Annotated in this window: 19 protein-coding genes; 15 read left to right on the top strand and 4 right to left on the bottom strand. The window is 65.8% G+C overall.

Annotated features, from left to right (window positions below; genetic code table 11):
• The first annotated feature begins 109 nt into the window (after positions 1-109).
• From fmt to SCH01S_RS01355, 3 genes are read left to right on the top strand one after another with little or no spacing between them, the layout of a single operon-like run.
• Complete coding sequence (fmt, locus tag SCH01S_RS01365) at positions 110-1015, top strand: methionyl-tRNA formyltransferase (RefSeq protein WP_046346967.1); 906 nt, start codon at positions 110-112, stop codon at positions 1013-1015.
• Positions 1012-1752, top strand: a complete 741-nt coding sequence (gene truA / locus SCH01S_RS01360) for a tRNA pseudouridine(38-40) synthase TruA (RefSeq protein ID WP_046346966.1) — start codon at positions 1012-1014, stop codon at positions 1750-1752. Before fmt ends, truA begins: the two co-directional genes overlap by 4 nt.
• A 46-nt stretch (positions 1753-1798) precedes the next feature.
• Positions 1799-1978 (top strand): hypothetical protein, encoded by a 180-nt coding sequence (locus tag SCH01S_RS01355; RefSeq protein WP_046346965.1) that lies wholly within the window; start codon positions 1799-1801, stop codon positions 1976-1978.
• A 4-nt stretch (positions 1979-1982) separates the two neighbouring features.
• Here the strand turns inward: SCH01S_RS01355 and SCH01S_RS01350 are convergent, their stop codons facing one another.
• The 3 genes from SCH01S_RS01350 to SCH01S_RS01340 all read right to left on the bottom strand — a co-directional run bounded on the left by SCH01S_RS01350 (position 1983) and on the right by SCH01S_RS01340 (position 4735).
• Positions 1983-2423, bottom strand: coding sequence for a GNAT family N-acetyltransferase (locus tag SCH01S_RS01350; RefSeq protein WP_217995395.1), 441 nt, complete (start codon positions 2421-2423; stop codon positions 1983-1985).
• On the bottom strand, positions 2420-4222 hold the full coding sequence (locus SCH01S_RS01345) for an acyl-CoA dehydrogenase C-terminal domain-containing protein (protein WP_046346964.1): 1803 nt from the start codon (positions 4220-4222) through the stop codon (positions 2420-2422). Before SCH01S_RS01345 ends, SCH01S_RS01350 begins: the two co-directional genes overlap by 4 nt.
• Before the next feature lie 87 nt (positions 4223-4309).
• Positions 4310-4735 carry a MerR family transcriptional regulator gene (locus SCH01S_RS01340; RefSeq protein WP_046346963.1) on the bottom strand — a complete coding sequence of 142 codons (426 nt, stop codon included), beginning with the start codon at positions 4733-4735 and terminating at the stop codon, positions 4310-4312.
• A gap of 156 nt (positions 4736-4891) precedes the next feature.
• Here SCH01S_RS01340 and SCH01S_RS01335 point away from each other — a divergent pair, with 156 nt between their 5' ends.
• Together SCH01S_RS01335 and SCH01S_RS01330 are read left to right on the top strand one after the other, a co-directional pair.
• A complete protein-coding gene (locus tag SCH01S_RS01335; RefSeq protein ID WP_046346962.1) occupies positions 4892-5560 on the top strand; it encodes a DUF6975 family protein in 669 nt (222 codons plus the stop codon).
• Positions 5561-5613: 53 nt separating this feature from the next.
• A complete protein-coding gene (locus SCH01S_RS01330) occupies positions 5614-6465 on the top strand; it encodes an AAA family ATPase (protein WP_046346961.1) in 852 nt (283 codons plus the stop codon).
• A 24-nt stretch (positions 6466-6489) separates the two neighbouring features.
• Here SCH01S_RS01330 and SCH01S_RS01325 read toward each other — a convergent pair whose 3' ends face one another.
• Positions 6490-7890 carry a methyl-accepting chemotaxis protein gene (locus SCH01S_RS01325; RefSeq protein ID WP_046346960.1) on the bottom strand — a complete coding sequence of 467 codons (1401 nt, stop codon included), beginning with the start codon at positions 7888-7890 and terminating at the stop codon, positions 6490-6492.
• Between the two features lie 120 nt (positions 7891-8010).
• On the opposite strand from SCH01S_RS01325, the gene SCH01S_RS01320 reads away from it, so the two are divergent.
• From SCH01S_RS01320 to SCH01S_RS01275, 10 genes are all read left to right on the top strand, one after another.
• Positions 8011-9414 (top strand): hypothetical protein, encoded by a 1404-nt coding sequence (locus tag SCH01S_RS01320; RefSeq protein WP_046346959.1) that lies wholly within the window; start codon positions 8011-8013, stop codon positions 9412-9414.
• Positions 9415-9424: 10 nt separating this feature from the next.
• Positions 9425-10606 carry a vWA domain-containing protein gene (locus SCH01S_RS01315; protein WP_046346958.1) on the top strand — a complete coding sequence of 394 codons (1182 nt, stop codon included), beginning with the start codon at positions 9425-9427 and terminating at the stop codon, positions 10604-10606.
• Between the two features lie 62 nt (positions 10607-10668).
• Positions 10669-11850, top strand: a complete 1182-nt coding sequence (locus tag SCH01S_RS01310) for a hypothetical protein (RefSeq protein ID WP_157032760.1) — start codon at positions 10669-10671, stop codon at positions 11848-11850.
• 76 nt (positions 11851-11926) lie between these two features.
• Positions 11927-13111 carry a hypothetical protein gene (locus SCH01S_RS01305; protein ID WP_046346957.1) on the top strand — a complete coding sequence of 395 codons (1185 nt, stop codon included), beginning with the start codon at positions 11927-11929 and terminating at the stop codon, positions 13109-13111.
• Between the two features lie 4 nt (positions 13112-13115).
• Entirely contained in the window at positions 13116-13850 is a 735-nt protein-coding gene (locus SCH01S_RS01300; protein ID WP_046346956.1) for an acylneuraminate cytidylyltransferase family protein, read from the top strand.
• A 70-nt stretch (positions 13851-13920) separates the two neighbouring features.
• On the top strand, positions 13921-14667 hold the full coding sequence (locus SCH01S_RS01295) for an inositol monophosphatase family protein (protein ID WP_046346955.1): 747 nt from the start codon (positions 13921-13923) through the stop codon (positions 14665-14667).
• Entirely contained in the window at positions 14579-16105 is a 1527-nt protein-coding gene (locus tag SCH01S_RS01290) for an N-acetylneuraminate synthase family protein (protein WP_046346954.1), read from the top strand. The genes SCH01S_RS01295 and SCH01S_RS01290 overlap by 89 nt, the downstream gene beginning before the upstream one ends.
• On the top strand, positions 16105-17085 hold the full coding sequence (locus SCH01S_RS01285) for a class I SAM-dependent methyltransferase (protein WP_046346953.1): 981 nt from the start codon (positions 16105-16107) through the stop codon (positions 17083-17085). Before SCH01S_RS01290 ends, SCH01S_RS01285 begins: the two co-directional genes overlap by 1 nt.
• Entirely contained in the window at positions 17082-17816 is a 735-nt protein-coding gene (locus tag SCH01S_RS01280) for an acylneuraminate cytidylyltransferase family protein (RefSeq protein ID WP_046346952.1), read from the top strand. Before SCH01S_RS01285 ends, SCH01S_RS01280 begins: the two co-directional genes overlap by 4 nt.
• 147 nt (positions 17817-17963) lie before the next feature.
• The gene (locus SCH01S_RS01275; protein ID WP_157032758.1) at positions 17964-18515 is read left to right on the top strand and encodes a hypothetical protein; all 552 of its coding nucleotides are present in this window, start codon (positions 17964-17966) and stop codon (positions 18513-18515) included.
• Positions 18516-18586 lie beyond the last annotated feature (71 nt).

The raw sequence follows: 18586 nt of genomic DNA, 5'->3' as shown, positions 1-18586 counted from the left end.
CCCGCAGCGAAGCGAGGACCGCCAACCCTCTGCTTCGCTCCGGGCCCCTCCACCGCACTTCGTGCGGTCCCCCTCCCCGTTCCGGGGAGGACCTGTTAGGGCGCCCCCCATGCGCCTGATCTTCATGGGAACGCCGGATTTCGCGGTGCCTGCGCTCGATGCGCTTGTCGCGGCAGGGCACGAGATCGCCGCCGTATACTGCCAGCCGCCGCGGCCGGCGGGGCGCGGCAAAGCGCTGCAGCATTCGCAGGTGCAGCGCCGCGCCGAAGCGCTGGGACTGGAGGTTCGCACGCCGGTCACGCTCCGCGATGCGGATGAACAGGCGCGGTTCGCAGCGCTGGAGGCCGATGCCGCCGTGGTTGCCGCCTATGGCCTGATCCTTCCCAAGCCGATTCTCGCCGCGCCACGGCTCGGCTGCTTCAACATCCACGCTTCGCTCCTCCCCAGCTGGCGCGGCGCGGCGCCGATCCAGCGCGCGATCCTGGCTGGCGACGCGGTCACGGGCGTCACGATCATGGATATGGAAGCCGGGCTCGACACCGGGCCGATGCGGGCCACGGTGGAAGTCGAAATCGACCGCAAGACCGCGGGCGCGCTGACTAAAGAGTTGGCCGAGAAAGGCGCGGCGCTGATGGTGCAGGTGCTCGGCGATCCCTCTGCCTATCCGTCGCGTCCGCAGCCTGAGGACGGCGTCACCTACGCGTCCAAGATCGAGAAAGCGGAAGCGCGGCTGGACTTTTCCGCCGGCGCAGTCGCGGCGGAGCGCCAGGTCCGCGCTTTCAATCCCGCGCCGGGCGCATTCTTCGAGCTGAATGGCGAACGTATCCGGATACTCTCGGCCGAGATGGACAACACCGCAGGTGGACCCGGCCTGGTGCTGGACGACAAGCTTCTGATCGGCTGCGGCACTGACGCCCTCCGACCCACCCGCGTCCAACGCGCCGGGCGTGGTGCAATGAGCACAGAAGAGCTGCTGCGCGGCTTCCCAATCCCGCCGGGCACGCGGCTGTCGTGACGCGCTACGCCCTCACCGTCGAATATGACGGGCGGCCATTCATGGGCTGGCAGCGCCAGGACCATGGGCCGAGCGTCCAGCAGGCAATCGAGACGGCCGTCGAGCGAATGACGGGCGAGGCTGCCGTGGTCCACGCTGCCGGTCGGACCGACGCCGGCGTTCATGCGCTCGCGATGCGCGCGCATGTCGAGCTGGAGCGCGACGTCACCCCCTTTCGGCTGATGGAGGGATTGAACGCTCTGCTCCGCCCCGATCCGGTCGCGATTCTTGCCGCCGAGATCGTGCCCGACGACTGGCACGCGCGCTTTTCGTGCATCGGCCGCGCCTATGAATACCGGATCGTCAACCGCCGCGCGCCGCTGACTTGGGAAGCGGGGCTTGCCTGGCGGGTGCCGACGCTGCTCGACGCCGGGGCAATGCATCAGGCTGCGCAGATTCTGGTCGGGCGGCACGATTTCACAACCTTTCGCTCGGCGCATTGCCAGTCGGAAAGCCCGGTCAAGACATTGGACCGACTGGACGTGGCCGGTGCGGGCGATCGGCTCACGATCTTCGCCGAGGCCCGTTCGTTCCTGCACCATCAGGTTCGATCGATGGTCGGCTGCCTGGCGCTGGTCGGGCAAGCGAAATGGAGTGCGGACGATCTCGCCGCTGCGCTGGAAGCGCGCGACCGAGCGGCGCTCGGATTCAACGCGCCGCCGGACGGACTTTACTTCGTCGAAGCCCGCTACTCCTGAACGGATCGGAACGCGCGGCGTTGTCTCCCCTCAAAAGGAGTCCGCGATGACCAATCCCAAGAACCCGATCGACTCGCCCGACGAGAAGTCGGTCGGCAGCACCAAGCCCAAGGGTCCGATCCCGAAGGAACCGATCGAGGGCGGCGCCGCCGAAGACGATGGCGTGATGGGCACCGCCGGCGTGAACAAGGAACAGAACAACCCGACCAGCGTGCCGGCCGGCTGACCGGTCACCCGATCGCAAGATCAAGGATCGGCCGCTCCCATCCGACTTTGCCGGATGCCGGCTTCGTGCCGATCCTGACGGCGCCGCTTGCCTCATAAAAGCCGAGCGCCGGCGGGTGCGAGACGATCCGGATCGACGAAATCCCGAGCGCTGCCGCGGTCGTGCGCAGATGATCCATCAGCAGCCGCCCGATGCCACGGCCCTGCGCATGCTCGGCCACGAACAGCAGGTCGAGCTCCGCTTCGGGCTCCAGCGTCAGGCTGTAGAAGCCGAGCACTGCGTCCTCTTCCGCGACGAACACATGGTCGCGCGCGATCTGGTCGGGCGTAACGGCATAGCCATCCAGGATGCGGGCATAGGCGCCGGCATAAGCCGCGGACTCGTGCATCATGCGTGTCAGCGCCGCCGCGTCACCGGCAGCGGCGCGCCGTATCTCAGGCGTCACGCGGCGCGCGCGAAGGCCTCGGGCCGCAGCGCCATCATCGCTTCCGATCCGCCCTCGATTTCCTTGCGAAGGCCCACCGCGCGCGGCGCTATGCGATCGAACCAGAAGCGGGCAGTGACGAGCTTTGCCTGCAGGAAAGCCTGATCGCCCTCGCCGGCATCGAGCTGCTTCTGCGCGGCGACGGCCATGCGCAGCCACATCAGCCCGACGCTGACGATCCCCATCAGGTGCATATAGGGCACCGCCCCCGCGCCGGCATTGTTCGGATTGGCGAAACCGTTCTGCATCAGCCACATCGTCGCAGTCTGGAGCTCGGCAAGCGATCCGCCCAGCGCTTCGGCCAACGCTGCCTGCGGGCCCTCCTTGCCGGCCGTGACGTCTTCGGAAACCATCGCGAAGAAGGCCTGGATCGCCTGCCCGCCCTTGGCCGGCAGCTTGCGGCCGACCAGGTCCATCGCCTGCACCCCGTTGGTGCCTTCGTAGATCATCGCGATCCGCGCATCGCGGACATATTGTTCCATGCCCCATTCGGCGATGTAGCCATGGCCACCATAGACCTGCTGCGACTCCGTCGCGATCCTGAAGCCCATGTCGGTGCCGAAGCCCTTGATCACGGGCGTCAGCAGCCCGACCAGCGCGTCCGCGCGCTCCCGCTCCTCCTCGCTCGGCGCCTCGTGCGACAGGTCGACCAGCAATGCCGCCCACAGGCACAGCGCGCGCAACCCTTCGGTCAGCGCCTTGCCTTCCATCAGCATGCGGCGGACATCTGGGTGGACGAACAGCGGATCGGCCTTTTGCTCGGGCTCGGCCGGGCCGGTCAGCGCGCGGCCCTGGCGGCGGTCGTGCGCATAGGTGACGGCGTTCTGGTAGGCGACTTCCGCCACGCCGAGCCCCTGCAATCCGACGCCGAGGCGCGCCGCGTTCATCATGATGAACATGGCGGCGAGGCCCTTATTCTCCTCTCCGACAAGGAAGCCGGTCGCGCCGTCATAGTTCATCACGCAGGTCGAGTTGCCGTGAATGCCCATCTTGTGCTCGATCGAGCCGCACGAGACGGCGTTCCGCTCGCCGAGCGATCCGTCCGCGTTCACCAGCACCTTGGGCACGATGAACAGGCTGATGCCCTTCACGCTGTCCGGCGCGTCGGGCGTCTTGGCGAGAACGAGGTGGATGATGTTGTCCGTCAGATCGTGCTCGCCCGCCGAAATGAAGATCTTGGTGCCGGTGATCCGATAACTGCCGTCTGCCTGCGGCTCGGCCTTGGTCTTTATCAGGCCCAGATCGGTCCCGCATTGCGGCTCGGTCAGGTTCATCGTCCCGCCCCATTCGCCGGAGATCATCTTCGGGCAATAGAGCGCCTTCTGCTCGTCCGACCCCTTGGCCAGGATCGCGGCAGTCGCGCCGGCGGTCAGGCCGGGGTACATCATGAACGCCATGTTCGCCGAAATTGCGAATTCCTCGAACGCGGTCATCACGACGTGCGGCAGCCCCTGGCCGCCGAACTCCTCCGGGCCGGAGAGCGTCGGCCAGCCAGCCTCGACGAACTGCCGATACGCCTCTTTGAAGCCCGTCGGCGTCGTCACCGACCCGTCCTCGTTCCGCGTGCATCCTTCGCGGTCGCCGACCTGGTTCAGCGGGAACAGCACTTCCGCGACAAAGCGCCCGCCTTCATTCAGCACTGCATCGATCGTGTCCGCGGTCGCATTCTCGAATCCCGGCAGATTGGCGTAGCGATCGAGCCCGATCACCTGGTCGAGGATAAACCGCGTGTCGCGAACGGGCGGGGTGTATTGGGGCATTCCGGTCTCCAAAACCGCGCTCCGGCGAAGGCCGGAGCAGCCGGCACGATAGTTCGCACCGCTCCGGCCTTCGCCGGAGCACGCGGATCAATGACTCGCCTGCGCCTCGACCTTTTCGACCATCTTCACGAAGCGGATCAGCTCGTCGATCTGCGCGTCGATGTCGAGGCGCTGGCGCTTCAGCAGCTCGATCCGCGCGTTGCACTTCTCGATAGTCACGCGCCGCTGCATGTGGCGACCGTCACCGACGTCATAGAGGTCGATCATCTCGCGAATTTCGGCGAGGCTGAATCCGGTCCGCTTCGCGCGCAAAATCCAGGCGAGCCGCGCGCGGTCGCGCTTGGTGTAGATGCGGGTCGTTCCCCGCCGGATCGGCTGGATCAGCCCCTCTTCCTCGTAAAAGCGTAGCGCGCGCGGCGTGACGTCGAATTCCTCGGACAAATCGGTTATCGAATATTGATGCCGGTTCTGCATATCCGGCGTTTCGACGATCGCGTGGTGCGGAGTGGCCATGGGCCACGTAAAGCATCCCATTTACGTAAGCGTCAAGCTGTTAACCGCGTTCCCCGCCCCCCGCATAAACCACCTCTTTACGGCCATGGGCCTATTTCCCTTGCCCAATCGATGGCCGGCGCTTGGCGGAGCGCGTGCCACAATAGGGATGAAGCAATGAGTCAGGCGATCGAAACGGCACGCAGCGAACAGGTCGCGGACCTGCTGGTTTCGCTGGTGTACGCAGAGGGGAGCGCCGGCCACGCCTATCCGCAAGCGACGGAGCTGACCGCCGGCCCCGAAGCGATGCGCAACCTCGCCGATGCCGCCCATTATCTGTCCGTGCTCCACGGCCGCTTTCCCGGCGTGATCGATCACGCTGCAAGGAAGGCCGGCCATCCGGCCGCGCACGGCTGGCTAGCCGCCGCCGCCGAGGCGTTCGCGGCCGAGCGCGCGCTGCTGACCCGGCTAGCCGTCGCCACCGGACCGCTGCCGAGCACGCCGGGCCAGGCGGAGTGCCAGGCCGCGGTGCTGCAGCAGAGCCATGCGCTCGACATGCTCGCCCAGTCCGAACGGGCCGGCTGCGCGCTCGGCGCCGCCTTCGCGCTGGCGCTCGACTGGCGGGCCGTGCGCGCCGTGCTGGAAGCCGCCGCGCGCCGCGTATCGATCGCCCCGGGCGATTGCGCGCTGCCGGATGAGGAAGAAACCCGGACCGTCGCGATGATCGTGGCGGAAACACCGTCGTTCGAGCGCGCGATGAGTTTCGGCGCGCAGCAGCTGCTCGCGCAGCATCGCGGCCTGTGGGACCTGCTCGAGGCGCGTCAGCAGGCCCGGTCGGGGGTTTGACGCTCTCGTAAACGTCACCTATCCCGGCCGGGCCAGCAACGGAAAGGCCGGGAATGCGCTTCGAAGGCACGCGGGACTATGTCGCCACCGACGATCTGAAGGTGGCAGTCAACGCCGCGGTGACGCTGCGCCGGCCGCTGCTGGTGAAGGGCGAACCCGGCACCGGCAAGACCGTGCTGGCGCAGGAAATCGCGACGGCGATCGGCGCGCCGCTGATCGAATGGAACATCAAGTCCACCACCAAGGCGCACCAGGGCCTCTACGAATATGATGCGGTCGCGCGCCTGCGCGATGGCCAGCTCGGCGATCCCCGCGTCCACGACATTTCCAACTATATCCGCAAGGGCAAGCTGTGGGAGGCGTTCACCTCGCCCCAACTGCCCGTCCTCCTGATCGACGAGATCGACAAGGCCGATATCGAGTTTCCGAACGACCTGCTGCACGAGCTCGACCGGATGGAGTTCCACGTCTACGAAACCAAGGAGACGGTCCGCGCCGCCGAACGCCCGATCGTCGTCATCACTTCGAACAATGAAAAGGAACTGCCCGACGCGTTCCTGCGCCGCTGCTTCTTCCACTACATCAAATTCCCCGACCGGGAGACGATGCAGGCGATCGTCGACGTCCATTTCCCCGGCATCCAGAAGATCCTGGTCCAGCGCGCGATGGACATCTTCTACGAAGTCCGCGACGTGCCCGGCCTGAAGAAGAAGCCGTCGACCAGCGAACTGCTCGATTGGCTGAAGCTGCTGCTCCACGAAGACATGCCGCTGGACGTCCTCCAGAACCGCGACCCGACCAAGGCGATCCCGCCACTCCACGGCGCTCTTCTGAAGAACGAACAGGACGTGATGCTGTTCGAACGCCTGGCGTTCATGGCGAAAAGGCAGGGGCGGCCGGGATAAAGGTCCTCCCCTGGCGAAGATTTCCTACTGGTTCACGTAGGCGATTTCGAAATTGCCCCAGCGTTTTCCGTTGATCCAGAGCGGCACGAAGACGTTCTTGACCATCATCGCCTCGCTGCCCCGGTCGAGGTGGTAGACCGACATCATGAACGGAGCTTCGCTCTTGATCGCGCGTGCGGTCTGGTCGTCGAGCAGGATGCGGCGGTTGCGGCAATTGCGGTCGTTCCACTCGGGATCGTCCGGCCGCGGCGGCTTGGATCGTGCGCTTTGGTGCGTCGGCAGATAGCCGTTGATGTCCGAACACACGGAGCCCTCGATCGCCGGATCGCTTGCGTTCACGCGGTCGATGATCGGCTGGATATAGCGATCGGCAAAGGCATTGAAGCGGGTGTCGAACTGCTCCGGATTCGACCCTGGGATCAGGCGGTAATCGGTGTCCATCACGTCGGCCATGCCGATTTCGCCGCGCGCGATCGCGCCTTCAATCAGGTTCTGGATCTCATCGCACGCACTGATCGCCAGCTCGACATAGCGCTGGTCGTCGTGGGCGAAGCCGCTGTGGACGAGCTGGTCGAACATCTTGTTCGACAGCAGCTCCATCTTGGCCATCGTCTGCTGCGCGTCGACCAGCTGCTTGGCGTTGGCCCGCGATTCGCGCGCGAAGCCGGTCAGTTCGTCCTTCACGCGGATCGCGTTGTCATGGATCAGGCTGGTCGAGCGGGCGATGCCGTCCGACTGCTGTTCGACCATTTCGACAATCTGCGCCACTTCGGCCACCGTATCGTTGACCTTGCCGAAGCTCGATTGCGCGGCGCGGCTCTTGGCGACGCCGGCGCCGATCTCGGCGACGAACGTCTCGGCTTCATGCGCGAGCGAGGCGACCGTCGCGCTGATCTCTTCGGTGGCGCCGCGAGTATCCTGGGCAAGCTTCTTCACTTCGGCCGCGACCACGGCGAAAGTCCGGCCGGCCGCGCCGGCGCGTTCTGCCTCGATGGCCGCGTTCAGCGCCAGCATGTTGGTCGTGCGCGCGATCGAATCGATCCCGGCGGTCACCCGCTGAACCTGAGTCATGGCGGCCGCGAAGTTCGTGACCTGTTCGCCAAGCCGCACGACCAGCTCGGTCAGGGCAGTGAAATCCCCCAGCGACTGCGCGATAATCTTGGTGCCTTCGTCGAGCTTCGAGCCCGCTTTTTCGGCAAGCAGCCGCGCTTCGTCGGTCGAATCGGCGGCGCGCCGCTGATCCGCTTCCAGCGCAGCCGTGACCTGCTCCAGGTCGGCAAGAATCTGCATCTGCCGGCCCAAACTGTCCGCGACTTGCGTCACATAGGTGGCCGCGCCGGTGCAGCCGACGGCGAGATCGCCGCATGATTTGGCGACGGCGTCGATTGCGCCCGGGTCCGCCGCCTTGATCGCGCCCTCTATCATTCTTCTGCTCTTGTTTCTGGCATGTTGGCCAGCGGCTTAGGGGTAAGGGGTTGAAGATCGCTTAACCGCGTCTGCCGGTTATTAGCGCCGCCTTAAGCAGCCTCGGGCCAAAGCGCGCAGGTGCAGAACAGCCCCGCCGCAGCCGAACACCGCGCGCTCGTCTGGATCGCCATCATCGCGCTTGCCGGACTGAGCCTGCGCATCCAGGCCGCGGCAGGCGCATTGTGGCTGGACGAGGCTTGGTCGGCGGTGTTCGCGCACGATGCCGAAACCCCGCTCGGCATCTTCACGCGGATCAATCACGACAACAACCACCACCTGAACTCGCTGTGGCTGCAATGGGTCGGCCTGGGCGCGCCGCCGCTCGTCGCCCGCGCCCTGTCCGTCTTGAGCGGGACGGCTGCGATCGTCGTGGCCGGATCGATCGGCCTCAGGCGAAGTCCGGCGGCCGGGGTCGTGACCGCGCTCCTGTTCGCCCTCTCGCCTGCGCTGGTCACACTGGGATCGGAAGCGCGCGGGTACGTGCCGATGATGCTCGCGGCGCTGATTGCGATCTGGCTGGTCGATCGCTGGCTCGACGGACGCCCGAAGACGGACCATCCGATCGCGATCGCCGCCTGCTTCTATGTCGGGGCGCTGTTTCAGTTGACGATGGTGTTCGCCGCCTGTGCGATCGTCGGCTGGGCTTTCCTCGTGCTCTGCTACCGCCAGGGGCCCCGCGTCGCCCTCTCCCGCACCGCGCGCCTGTTCGGCCCCGGCCTCGCGGCCCTGGCCGCGGCCGTGCTGCTGGTGTTCGGCCCCGCGCTGTCGGGAAGAGCCGAGTTTACTTACGGCGCCTATCAGCCCTTCACGCTGCTGCAGTTCTGGAACGCCGTCGTCCGCATGCTGGGGTTTGCGATCGGCGTCCCGATCACCACGCTGTTGCTGCCCGCCGGCGCGCTTGCGGTCCTGATCCTCGCCGGCGCGCTCGGCACCTCGCGCCTGGCGCTGTACTGGATCGCGATCGTCGCCTTTCCGCTGTCCCTCGCGATGCTCCGGATGATGAATCCCGGCCACCCACGCTATTATCTGCTAATCGGCCTCGCGCTGCTCCTCCTAATGGGGGAAGGCCTGGCTGCCCTGATCCGCGCACGCGGCTGGCGGCGGCTCGCTGCCGCCGCCGCGCTAACGACCTTCGCGGCGGGAAGCGCCTGGGCCAATCTCGACCTGATCGAGACACGACGTGGCGATCCCGGCCCGGCGATCCGCGCGATGGCGGCGCGAGCGCCCGGCGGCACGACGGTGCTGGTTGAACGTGAGAGCGGCATCGCGCTCGTCGTGGTTGCGGCGGCGGAGCAAGCCTACCCGCTCCGCTACGCGACCGCCTGCCCGGCGCGGCCCTATCTGTTCATCGACCGCTACGGGGCCGGATCGCGCGGCCCGCCGCGCGTCACGCGCTGCGGGGCCGCCTACCGCGCCATCGCCGCGGCCGAATCGCATGGCTTTTCGGGACAGAACTGGACGCTCTACGAACGAGTGGATTAGAACGCCGCCCGTGTTCTTCAACTTCATGGACGAGCTGCGGCACGCCGGCATCCCGGCTTCGCTGAAAGAGCATCTGGTGCTGCTGGAAGCACTCGACCGCGACGTGATCCGGCGCAGTCCGGAGGAATTCTACTATCTCGCCCGCGCGACCTTCGTGCACGACGAAGGGTTGCTCGACCGGTTCGACCAGGTGTTCGCAAAGGTCTTCAAGGGCATCGAGACCAGCTACGGCACGGAAGCCGTGCCGATCCCGGAGGAATGGCTACGCAAGATCGCCGAGCTGTACCTGACCGAAGAGCAGATGGCCGAGATCGAGAAGCTCGGCTCCTGGGAAGAGATCATGGAGACGCTGAAGAAGCGGCTCGAGGAACAGAAGGAACGCCATCAGGGCGGCAATAAATGGATCGGCACGGGCGGCACCTCGCCCTTCGGCGCCCATGGCTACAATCCCGAAGGCGTGCGGATCGGCCAGGAGCAGGGCCGCCACGGCCGCGCGGTGAAGGTCTGGGACAAGCGCGAATTCAAGAACCTCGATTCAACGAAAGAGCTCGGCACCCGCAACATCAAGATTGCGCTCCGCCGCCTGCGCCGTTTCGCGCGCGAAGGTGCGGCCGACGAGCTCGATATCGACGCGACGATCGACGGCACCGCGCGCCAGGGCTGGCTCGATATCCATATGCGCCCGGAACGGCACAATGCGGTGAAGCTGCTGCTGTTCCTCGACGTCGGCGGCTCGATGGACCCGCACATCAAGCTCTGCGAGGAGCTGTTCTCCGCCGCCACCGCCGAGTTCAAGAACCTCGAATTCTTCTACTTCCACAACTGCCTCTATGAAGGCGTGTGGAAGGACAACCGCCGCCGCTTTTCCGAACGAACCCCCACATGGGACGTGCTCCACAAATACGGCCACGATTATAAGCTGATCTTCGTCGGCGACGCGTCGATGAGCCCCTACGAGATCACGCATCCGGGCGGATCGGTCGAGCATTTCAACGAGGAGGCCGGCGCGGTCTGGATGCACCGCATCACCAACACCTATCCGGCCGCCGCCTGGCTGAACCCGGTGCCCGAAAAGCATTGGGGCTATTCCCAGTCGATCGCGATCCTGAAGGAGCTGATGAACGGCCGCATGTTCCCGCTGACGCTCGACGGCCTCGACGATGCGATGCGGGAGCTGAGCCGGAAGCTCTAGCCGCGCCTTTGCTGAGCGGCTCGTTAACCAAACTTTAGCCGCGCGGCTTATTAATGACCGGCATGAAAAGGGTCCTTTTTTATCTGCCGGTCGTGACGCCCTGGTGGTTCGACAACATCGTCTCCCGCATGATCCGGTCGCTGGTCGCCGAGGCCGAAGTTCACGTGCTGGTGCCGCCCCTGTGGCGGAACACCGGCATCGGGCCCGAACAGTTGAAGAACTGCGCCTCCTTGACCGAGGTCCGGTGGCACATCGCGGATGGCGATGGTCATCCGTCGTGGCGGACGTCGCCCGACGACCCTGACGAAATCGTCGAGTTCGTTCAGGCGATCGATCCCGATTATGTGCTGTGCCGCAGCGCCGATATCGCAACGCCTTCGCGTTTTCCCGGCAAGATGCGCTATCTGATGGAACCCGGCGCACCGCCGCTGTTCACCTATGCGCGCGGGATCACGCTGCAGGCGGACTTTTCGCACCACGGCGCGATGCCGCACCTGTCGGACGACGACCGGGAGGCGATCGAAACCGCGTTCGCCGACACCTGGCGGCAGATGCGCGCGCGCGTCGACAACCGCTGGGAAGCGCGGCGTCCGCGCACTGAAGTGCTGCAAAATATGGGGTTACCGGACGATCGGAAGATCCTGGCGGTCCCGCTTGAATATGAGCACGAGGAAGCGTTCAACTCGATCCACCACCGGTTCGAACGCAATCTCGACCTGATTCAATACCTCGCGGATCGGCTGGACGATGATTTCGTGCTCGCGGTCACCGACCATCCGCTGAATTATCAGCACGTCGATAATTCGAAGCTCTATGAGGCTATCGCGGCGCTCGGTCCGCGCGTGCACCTCGTGCCGAACCCTGATGCCGAATATTTCCCGACCGAGCTGCTGATCCGGCATTGCGACGGGCTGATCGTCCAGAACACCAAGGCGATCTATTCCGGCGCCTATTTCGGCAAGCCGACGCTGCGCCTGTCCAAGCGGCCCAGCGCGGAATGGCTCCGCACCATCGACGACCTGGAAGCCCTTCAGACGGCGGTCGCATTGGGGTACCAAGGTCCGACCGAAGACGAACTGCGCCTCTGGTTCGGCTTTCATATGCTGCATGAGATCGTCAGCCCGATTGCGATCACGGGCCGCGATATCCTGGACCGCCTCGACCGCCCATTCTCCAGCGATCGCCTGGCCACCGGACTTGAACGCGCGGACGCCTATCAGCGTCAGCTCGACATGGCGGCATGACGGCACGACCCGACCTCGGCCGCTGCCGGCGCGAGGTGAGCAGGTATCGCACCGGTCGAACGCCGCGCTCGATACCGTGAGACTTCTGTTCTATCTTCCGGTCGTGACGGACGGGTGGATGAGCGCCATCATCCGCCCGCTGATCGAGACTGCGGCGCGGAGCGTGGACGTGCATGTCGTCGTCCCGCCGCGATGGGCCGGCACTGGCGTTGGGGAAGCCGATCTGGCTTCGCTCCGCGCGCTGCCCGGCACGACCTGGCACATCTTCGACAGCCCCGATCACCCATCGCTCAGAACGACCCCATCGGACCCGGGCGCGGTGCTGCGCATCGTCCGGGCAATCGATCCGGACTACAGCTTCTGCCGCAGCGCCGACGTCGTGACGCCCTGTCGGTTTCCCGGAAAAGTCGGGTTTCTGATGGAGGCAGACTTTCCCCCTTTGCCGTCGCGCGGACGGATCAGGCTGAGCGGAGCCGGAATATTCGATCACGGCGTGATGCCATGGCTGGACGAAGGCCAAAGAGACTGGCTCGCCGGGCAAACGCGCCCGCTGTTGGAAGCGGTCCGGTCGATGCGCCGCGGCGATGCCGCCGGCCGCGCGCGCCTTTTCGACCAGACCGGCCTGCCCGCGGACCGGCGGGTCATCGCCCTCCCCCTTGAGCATGATGGCGAAGACAATTTCTACATGATGCACTCGCCGGCTCCCGTGAACGAGCCGTTCGTGAGGGAACTCGCGGCCCGGCTGGGCGACGATTGCGTCCTCGCGCTCACCATACACCCGGCGCAGCGGCAGGACCGCGCTGCGATGGCGCGGCTCGAAGGCCTCGCTTGCGACAGGGTCCGCATTCTTGCCCCGGCGGATGACGGCGATGCCACCCCTGCCCTTGCGCGGCACTGCGACGGCATGATCGTCAGGGATTCCAAGTCGTTCGTCTGGCCGGCCCTGTTCGGGAAGCCGGTTTTTCGACTGTCGCGCTTCGCATCGGCACCGTGGCTAAACGTCTATTCCGATTTCGACGCGTTGCAGACGGCGCTTCGATCCGGACGGCCGAACGTGCCGGATATCGAGGAAGCTCTCGTCTGGATCGGCTTCCATCTTGCCAACAACGCCTTTCTTGCGACGGATCCTGACCTTGCGCTCGCGGACCTGATCGACAGGGTCGAGCGGCCATTCCACCCGGCGCGCTGGGACCTTGGTCTCGAACAGTCGAGAGCCGACCTTCTCGCGGCCGCAGCCTCGCTTCACTCAATCGGAGCCTGACACGATGTACGACCTCGCCATTGTCGTTCCCGCGCGCCGGGGCAGTTCGCGCATCCCGAACAAGTCGATGCTGCCGTTCGGGGACTCGCCGTCGTTGATCGAATGGAAGCTGCGGCAGCTTGTCTCGGTGATCGACCCGGCCCGCATCTATTTGAGCTCGGAAGACGAGGAATTCCTGTCGATCGCGCAGAAGCTCGGCGTCTCCCGCCACAAACGCGACCTGCGCCTGGCGACGGGCCATATCGTGCCGATGGCGGAGGTCATCACCGGGATCGTCCGCGAGATCCCGCACGAGCACATCGCATGGTGCACCGTCGTGTGCCCGTTGATGCCGCCGCAGGAATATCTCACCGCGTTCCGGCGCTACGCCGAGGGCGTGATCAATGGCTCCTTCGATTCCCTGTTGGGGGTCAATTTGATGAAGGAGTATTTCTGGTTCGAAGGGAGGGCGCTCAATTATCAGGCGAACCGGAACCACATCTCGTCCCAGGACCTCCCCGGCGTCGCGAAGGTCACCAACAGCCTGTACATGTCGCCGAGGCAGGACATCCTTGATCGAGGGTATCTGATCGGGGACAATCCCATCCTCCACGACCTGCCGCGGCTGTCCGGCGTCGATATCGACTATCCGGAAGACTATCGGTTCACGCGGGCGCTCTATGCCCTCTACGTCGAAGATCAGCTGGATGCCGTCGACCCTGCCACCCGGATCGCGTGGCCGGCTTTGCCCGATCGTTGACGACGGATTCAGCGCCTTTCTGAGGGGCGCGTTAACCAAAGTTTAGGCTGCCGGCCTGCTTATAGCCGGCATGGAAAGAGTCCTCTCCTCGCCGTCGGTAGCGCCGCTGCTGCGGGGCGTCCGCGATCTGGTAGAGGAGTCCCTGCCCGCCTTGTTCGAGCGGCGGTACGACATCAGCTGGAAAGCGGACGGTAGCCCCGTCACCCAGGCCGACCTGTTTCTGGAACGGCGATTGACCGACTGGCTCGGCGAACGCCTGCCGGGCCTCAGGCTGATCGGCGAGGAAAGCTTTTCAGACGAGGGGCCGGAAGCGGCGCGCGACGGGTGGGTCGCGGTTCTCGACCCGATCGACGGCACCGAGAATTTCTGCTCCGGCCTGAAGGAATGGGGCGTGTCGCTGAGCCTGTGGCACGACGGGGAGCATGCCGGCAGCCTGCTGATGCTCCCGGAGCTCGGGGATTCGCTGGCCAGCGGCGAAGAGGTGGCGCGGGTCCGCTCCCGCATCACCGGTTATTCGTCCTCGGCCCACCCGGCGATCGCGGCCGGCATCGGCGAGGGCGGCGAGGCCCGCATCTTCGGCTGCGCCGTCTACAATCTGTTCAATGTGACGCGCGGCGCGCTGGCCCGCTTCGTCAATCCGAAAGGCGCCCGCGTGTGGGACCTCCTCGCCGGCCTGATGCTGGCGCGGGAGCAGGGCTGCGACATTCTGATCGATGGGAAGACGTACGATGGATCATTTCTCGACCCGCATCGCCGACATTGCGTCGACATACGGCACCGATACGATCTTCATCCTCGGCAAGGGCTGCTCGGTTGACGGCATTTCGCCCGACGCGTTCGCCGGGTCGCTGGTCATCGCGGTCAACGATGCCGAACGCATCGCGCCCGCCGACATCACGATCTTTCACGGCGATTGGGTGAAGCCGTCGCTGGTCGCGAACGGCCTGCGTTCGCGACTGTACATCACCTCGGCCGATTTCAGCGCGCCGGGCCGCGAGGTGCTGCACGCGCCGTTCGTCCCGCTTCAGAACGACAATAGCGACCTGCTGATGCAGCGCTTCCTGTCGGATGGCTTCGTGGTCGAGGACGTGCTGTTCCTGTCCGCTCTCAAGATCGCGCGCCAGGTCGCCCGCGCACGCGGACGGCGGCAGACCGTCTACATGGTCGGTTTCGATTTCCGCGCCGAGGCCGGCATCTCGGAAGCGATCACCCACGACTATGCACCGGGCAACAGCGCGGACCGCTTCTTCCGGGTCAGCATGCAGGAGTTCTTCTTCCTGAACTGCCTCTACATGCTGAAGGATTCGGACCTGGAGGTCGTCCATGTCGGCGACCGGTCGTTCTCGAAACTGAGCGCAGAGGAGCTGAACCAGCGGTTCAACGTCTCGCTCGATCGGGGCGGCGCGGGCGCTGCGAGCAAGGTCCAGGTCACGGCCGAACTCACGACCAACCACTTCGGCGACCGGCAGCGGCTCGAGCGGATGATCCGCGCCGCCCGCGCGGCGGGCGCCGATCTCGTCAAGCTGCAGAAGCGCAACGTCGACACCTTCTACACGGCGGAGCAGCTCGCCTCGCCCTACGTCTCGCCGTTCGGAAAGACGTTCGCGGACTACCGGCACCAGCTGGAACTCGATCGCGACGACTTCGCGTTCGTCGACGCGCTTTGCCGCGACCTCGGGATCGGCTGGTTCGCCTCGGTGCTGGACCAGCCCTCGTTCGAGTTCATGCTGCAGTTCGAGCCGCAGATGGTGAAGCTGCCGAGCACGATTTCGGAGCATCGCCAATATCTCGGCTATGTCGCGCAGAATTACCGTGGGGCGGTGGTCCTTTCGACGGGCATGACCGGGCCGGACTATGAGGAATGGCTGCTCGCGCAGTTCGTCAACTGCCGCAGCCTATACCTGCTCCAGTGCAACTCCGCCTATCCGACACCCAATGCGGACTGCAATGTCGGCGTCGTCGGCCACTACAAGGCGCTGTCGGACGCGGAACCGCGCATCATTCCCGGCTATTCGAGCCACGACATGGGCTGGCTCGCCTCCGCACTCGCCATCGCCGCCGGCGCGCGGATGATCGAAAAACACGTGAAGCTGGGCAACACGGAATGGGCCCATTTCGACGCGGTCGCGGTCGACCTGACGACGGCCGACTTCCGGGACTATGTGGCGAGGCTGCGCGAGGCGGAGCAGATGGTCGGCTCCGGCACCAAGGCGGTGAATGCCAGCGAACATCACAAATACAGGATCGCAGCCTGATGCTCGCCCGCACCTCCGCCGAGTTCCGCTGCCTGCTGTGCGCCAGCGAGGACATGCCCGCGGCCGTTCAAGTGGCGATCAAGGGCGATGCGAGCGGGCAGCTGCGCGCGGTCCAGTGCCTGTCCTGCTCGCACGTGCAGCTTTCGCCCCCCAGCTACGACCTCGGGCTCTATCGCGAGGATGGACAGGTCAACTTCGTCGTCGATCATTATGGCACCCCGATCGAGACGCTGTTCGACCACAGCGCGATCGAGGCGAGACGGCGCGCCGCGCGGTTCGCTGCGCACGGCGAAACACTCCGCCGCGCCGACGGGCGGCCCGCGCGCCTGCTCGATATCGGCGGCGGCTACGGCTTTTTCGGATCGGCGATGACGGCCTCGCGGCCTGATGTCGAAACCAGCGTGCTGGAGCCCAGCGAGTTGCGGGTCGAGACCGGCCGGCGCCATTTGGGTGAACGCGCCGATCCGGACTTCCCGGTCCCGGCCTACGAAGTCGGATTGCTCGATGACGCCTATGTCGCTCGCCACCGCGCGAGCTGTGACGCGGTGACTTTGTGGCACGTGCTCGAGCATGTGGAAGACCCGCTCGGCCTGATGCGGCGCGCGGGCGAGCTCGTTCGGCCGGACGGCGGCAGCCTCTGGATCGAAGTGCCCAATGCCGATGACGAGCTGCTCGATCTTTCGCCTGCCTATCGGCAGCGCAGCTATATGCGGGAGCACATCTCCTATTTCTCGGCCGCGGTGCTGGAGCGCATGGCGCGGCGGCTGTTTCCCGATGCCGTAGTCGAGGTCGCCGGGTATCAGCGCTACGGTATTTTCAACTATTTCCACTGGATTCACTTCAACGCGCCGCAAGGCGCCAAGCCGGACCTGTTCGAGCGTGATCGGTGGTGGCTGGAAACGAGCTGGCGCACCACCCGCGAGGCCGCGCGCACCAGCGACGCGCTGCTGCTGATCGTCCGCTTTGGGGACCGCGCATGAACGTCGTAGCGCTGATGATCGGGCGCGGCGGCAGCTCGCTGAAAGACAAGAACATCCTGCCGGTGCTTGGCGCACCCCTGCTCCACTGGGCGGCCGGAGCCGCACGGCGCAGCCGTCACGTCGAGCGGTTCTATGTCAGCAGCGATTGCCCGCGCATTCTCGAGACCGCCGGCGAGGCCGGCTACAAGCCGATCGAGCGGCCGGCGGCGCTTGCAACCGCCACCGCGCAGAGCAGCGATGCGGTTCGCCATGCGTTCGAGATCATGGAACGCGATGGCCCGATCGACATCCTGGTCGTGCAGCACGCGAATGTCGGCACGATCAGCGAGGCGCAGATCGACGCCTGCATCGACCTGCTGCTCGCCAATCCGGCGGCCACCGCGGTTGTGCCGGCACATCAGCAGCCGGATTATCACCCGATGCGCGCGAAGCGGCTGCGGCCGGACGGTTCGCTGGAATCACTGATCCAGGAAAGCGGCGTGTCGGCCAATCGGCAGGACCTGCCGACCTGCTTCTTCTTCGATCATTCCTTCTGGGTGCTGCGTGGCCGCCGGGCGGTGTTCGACCCTGAAGGGCAGCAGCCCTGGCCCTGCATGGGCTCGCACATCCTGCCGTTCGAAACGCAGGGCTGTCGCGACGTGCACGACCTGGAAGACCTGAAGACGACCGCGGACTGGATCGTCGAGAACAACATCCCCCGTCCCTCATTCGGCACGCCGGCGATCGACTGAGCTCGCCGTCCGCGACCCGCGGCCCACATTGTGACAAAACTCACACCCCGCGCGGGGTGATTGCCACGGTGCGCCGTCAGGTTTCGGCGCACTTTCCCTCGTGCCGGCTCCGTTCGCGGGCCGCGCATCCGAGCGATGGAGGGAGATGTGGACAGCAATCCGTCATTCCGGCCGGCTTTGACTGCCGGCTTGTTCGGCCTGCCGCCCGGATTGCCGGAGCATCCGGTCGCGCGGCTGGGGCTGGTCGTGGATATAGCGAACCGGACGCCGCAACCGCTCGCCTATCGCTGCTATTCGGCGAGGCAGCCGGACCGCTGCCCGCTGTTCGTCGGCGAAGTCGCGCCGCAAGGAAGAGTGCGCATCGAGCGGCTGGCGGGCGAATCCTCGCCGATGCCCCACAACCTCGTGATCGAGGCGCAACCCGCGGGTCACAGGATCGCCATCGCGGTTCTGCAGACGACTCTGTTCCTGCTCGCCATGACTGTCTTTGCGACCGGCGCGCACGCGGAACGGGTTCTGCCGGACGTGACGACGGCTCGATCGGCAGCCCCGGCGATCGTTCCCCGGACTGATCCGGTGCCTGGCCGACCAGGAGCCCAGCTCGGCCGTCCGCGCATAGACTGGCCCGTGGCGATGCGCTGCCCGCGCGACGCGCTTCGAGCCAAGACTCGAATTTGCGGCGGAACTGCATTAGCCTAGCAGCCATCGGGCACGCCGGCAGAAGCCTCGTTCAAGTCGCCTAGCGTTCGGACCAACGACGCACATGCGAT

The organism is Sphingomonas changbaiensis NBRC 104936, assembly GCF_000974765.1.
Classification (GTDB): domain Bacteria; phylum Pseudomonadota; class Alphaproteobacteria; order Sphingomonadales; family Sphingomonadaceae; genus Sphingomonas_B; species Sphingomonas_B changbaiensis.
This window is presented reverse-complemented; position numbering and strand designations above follow the sequence as displayed.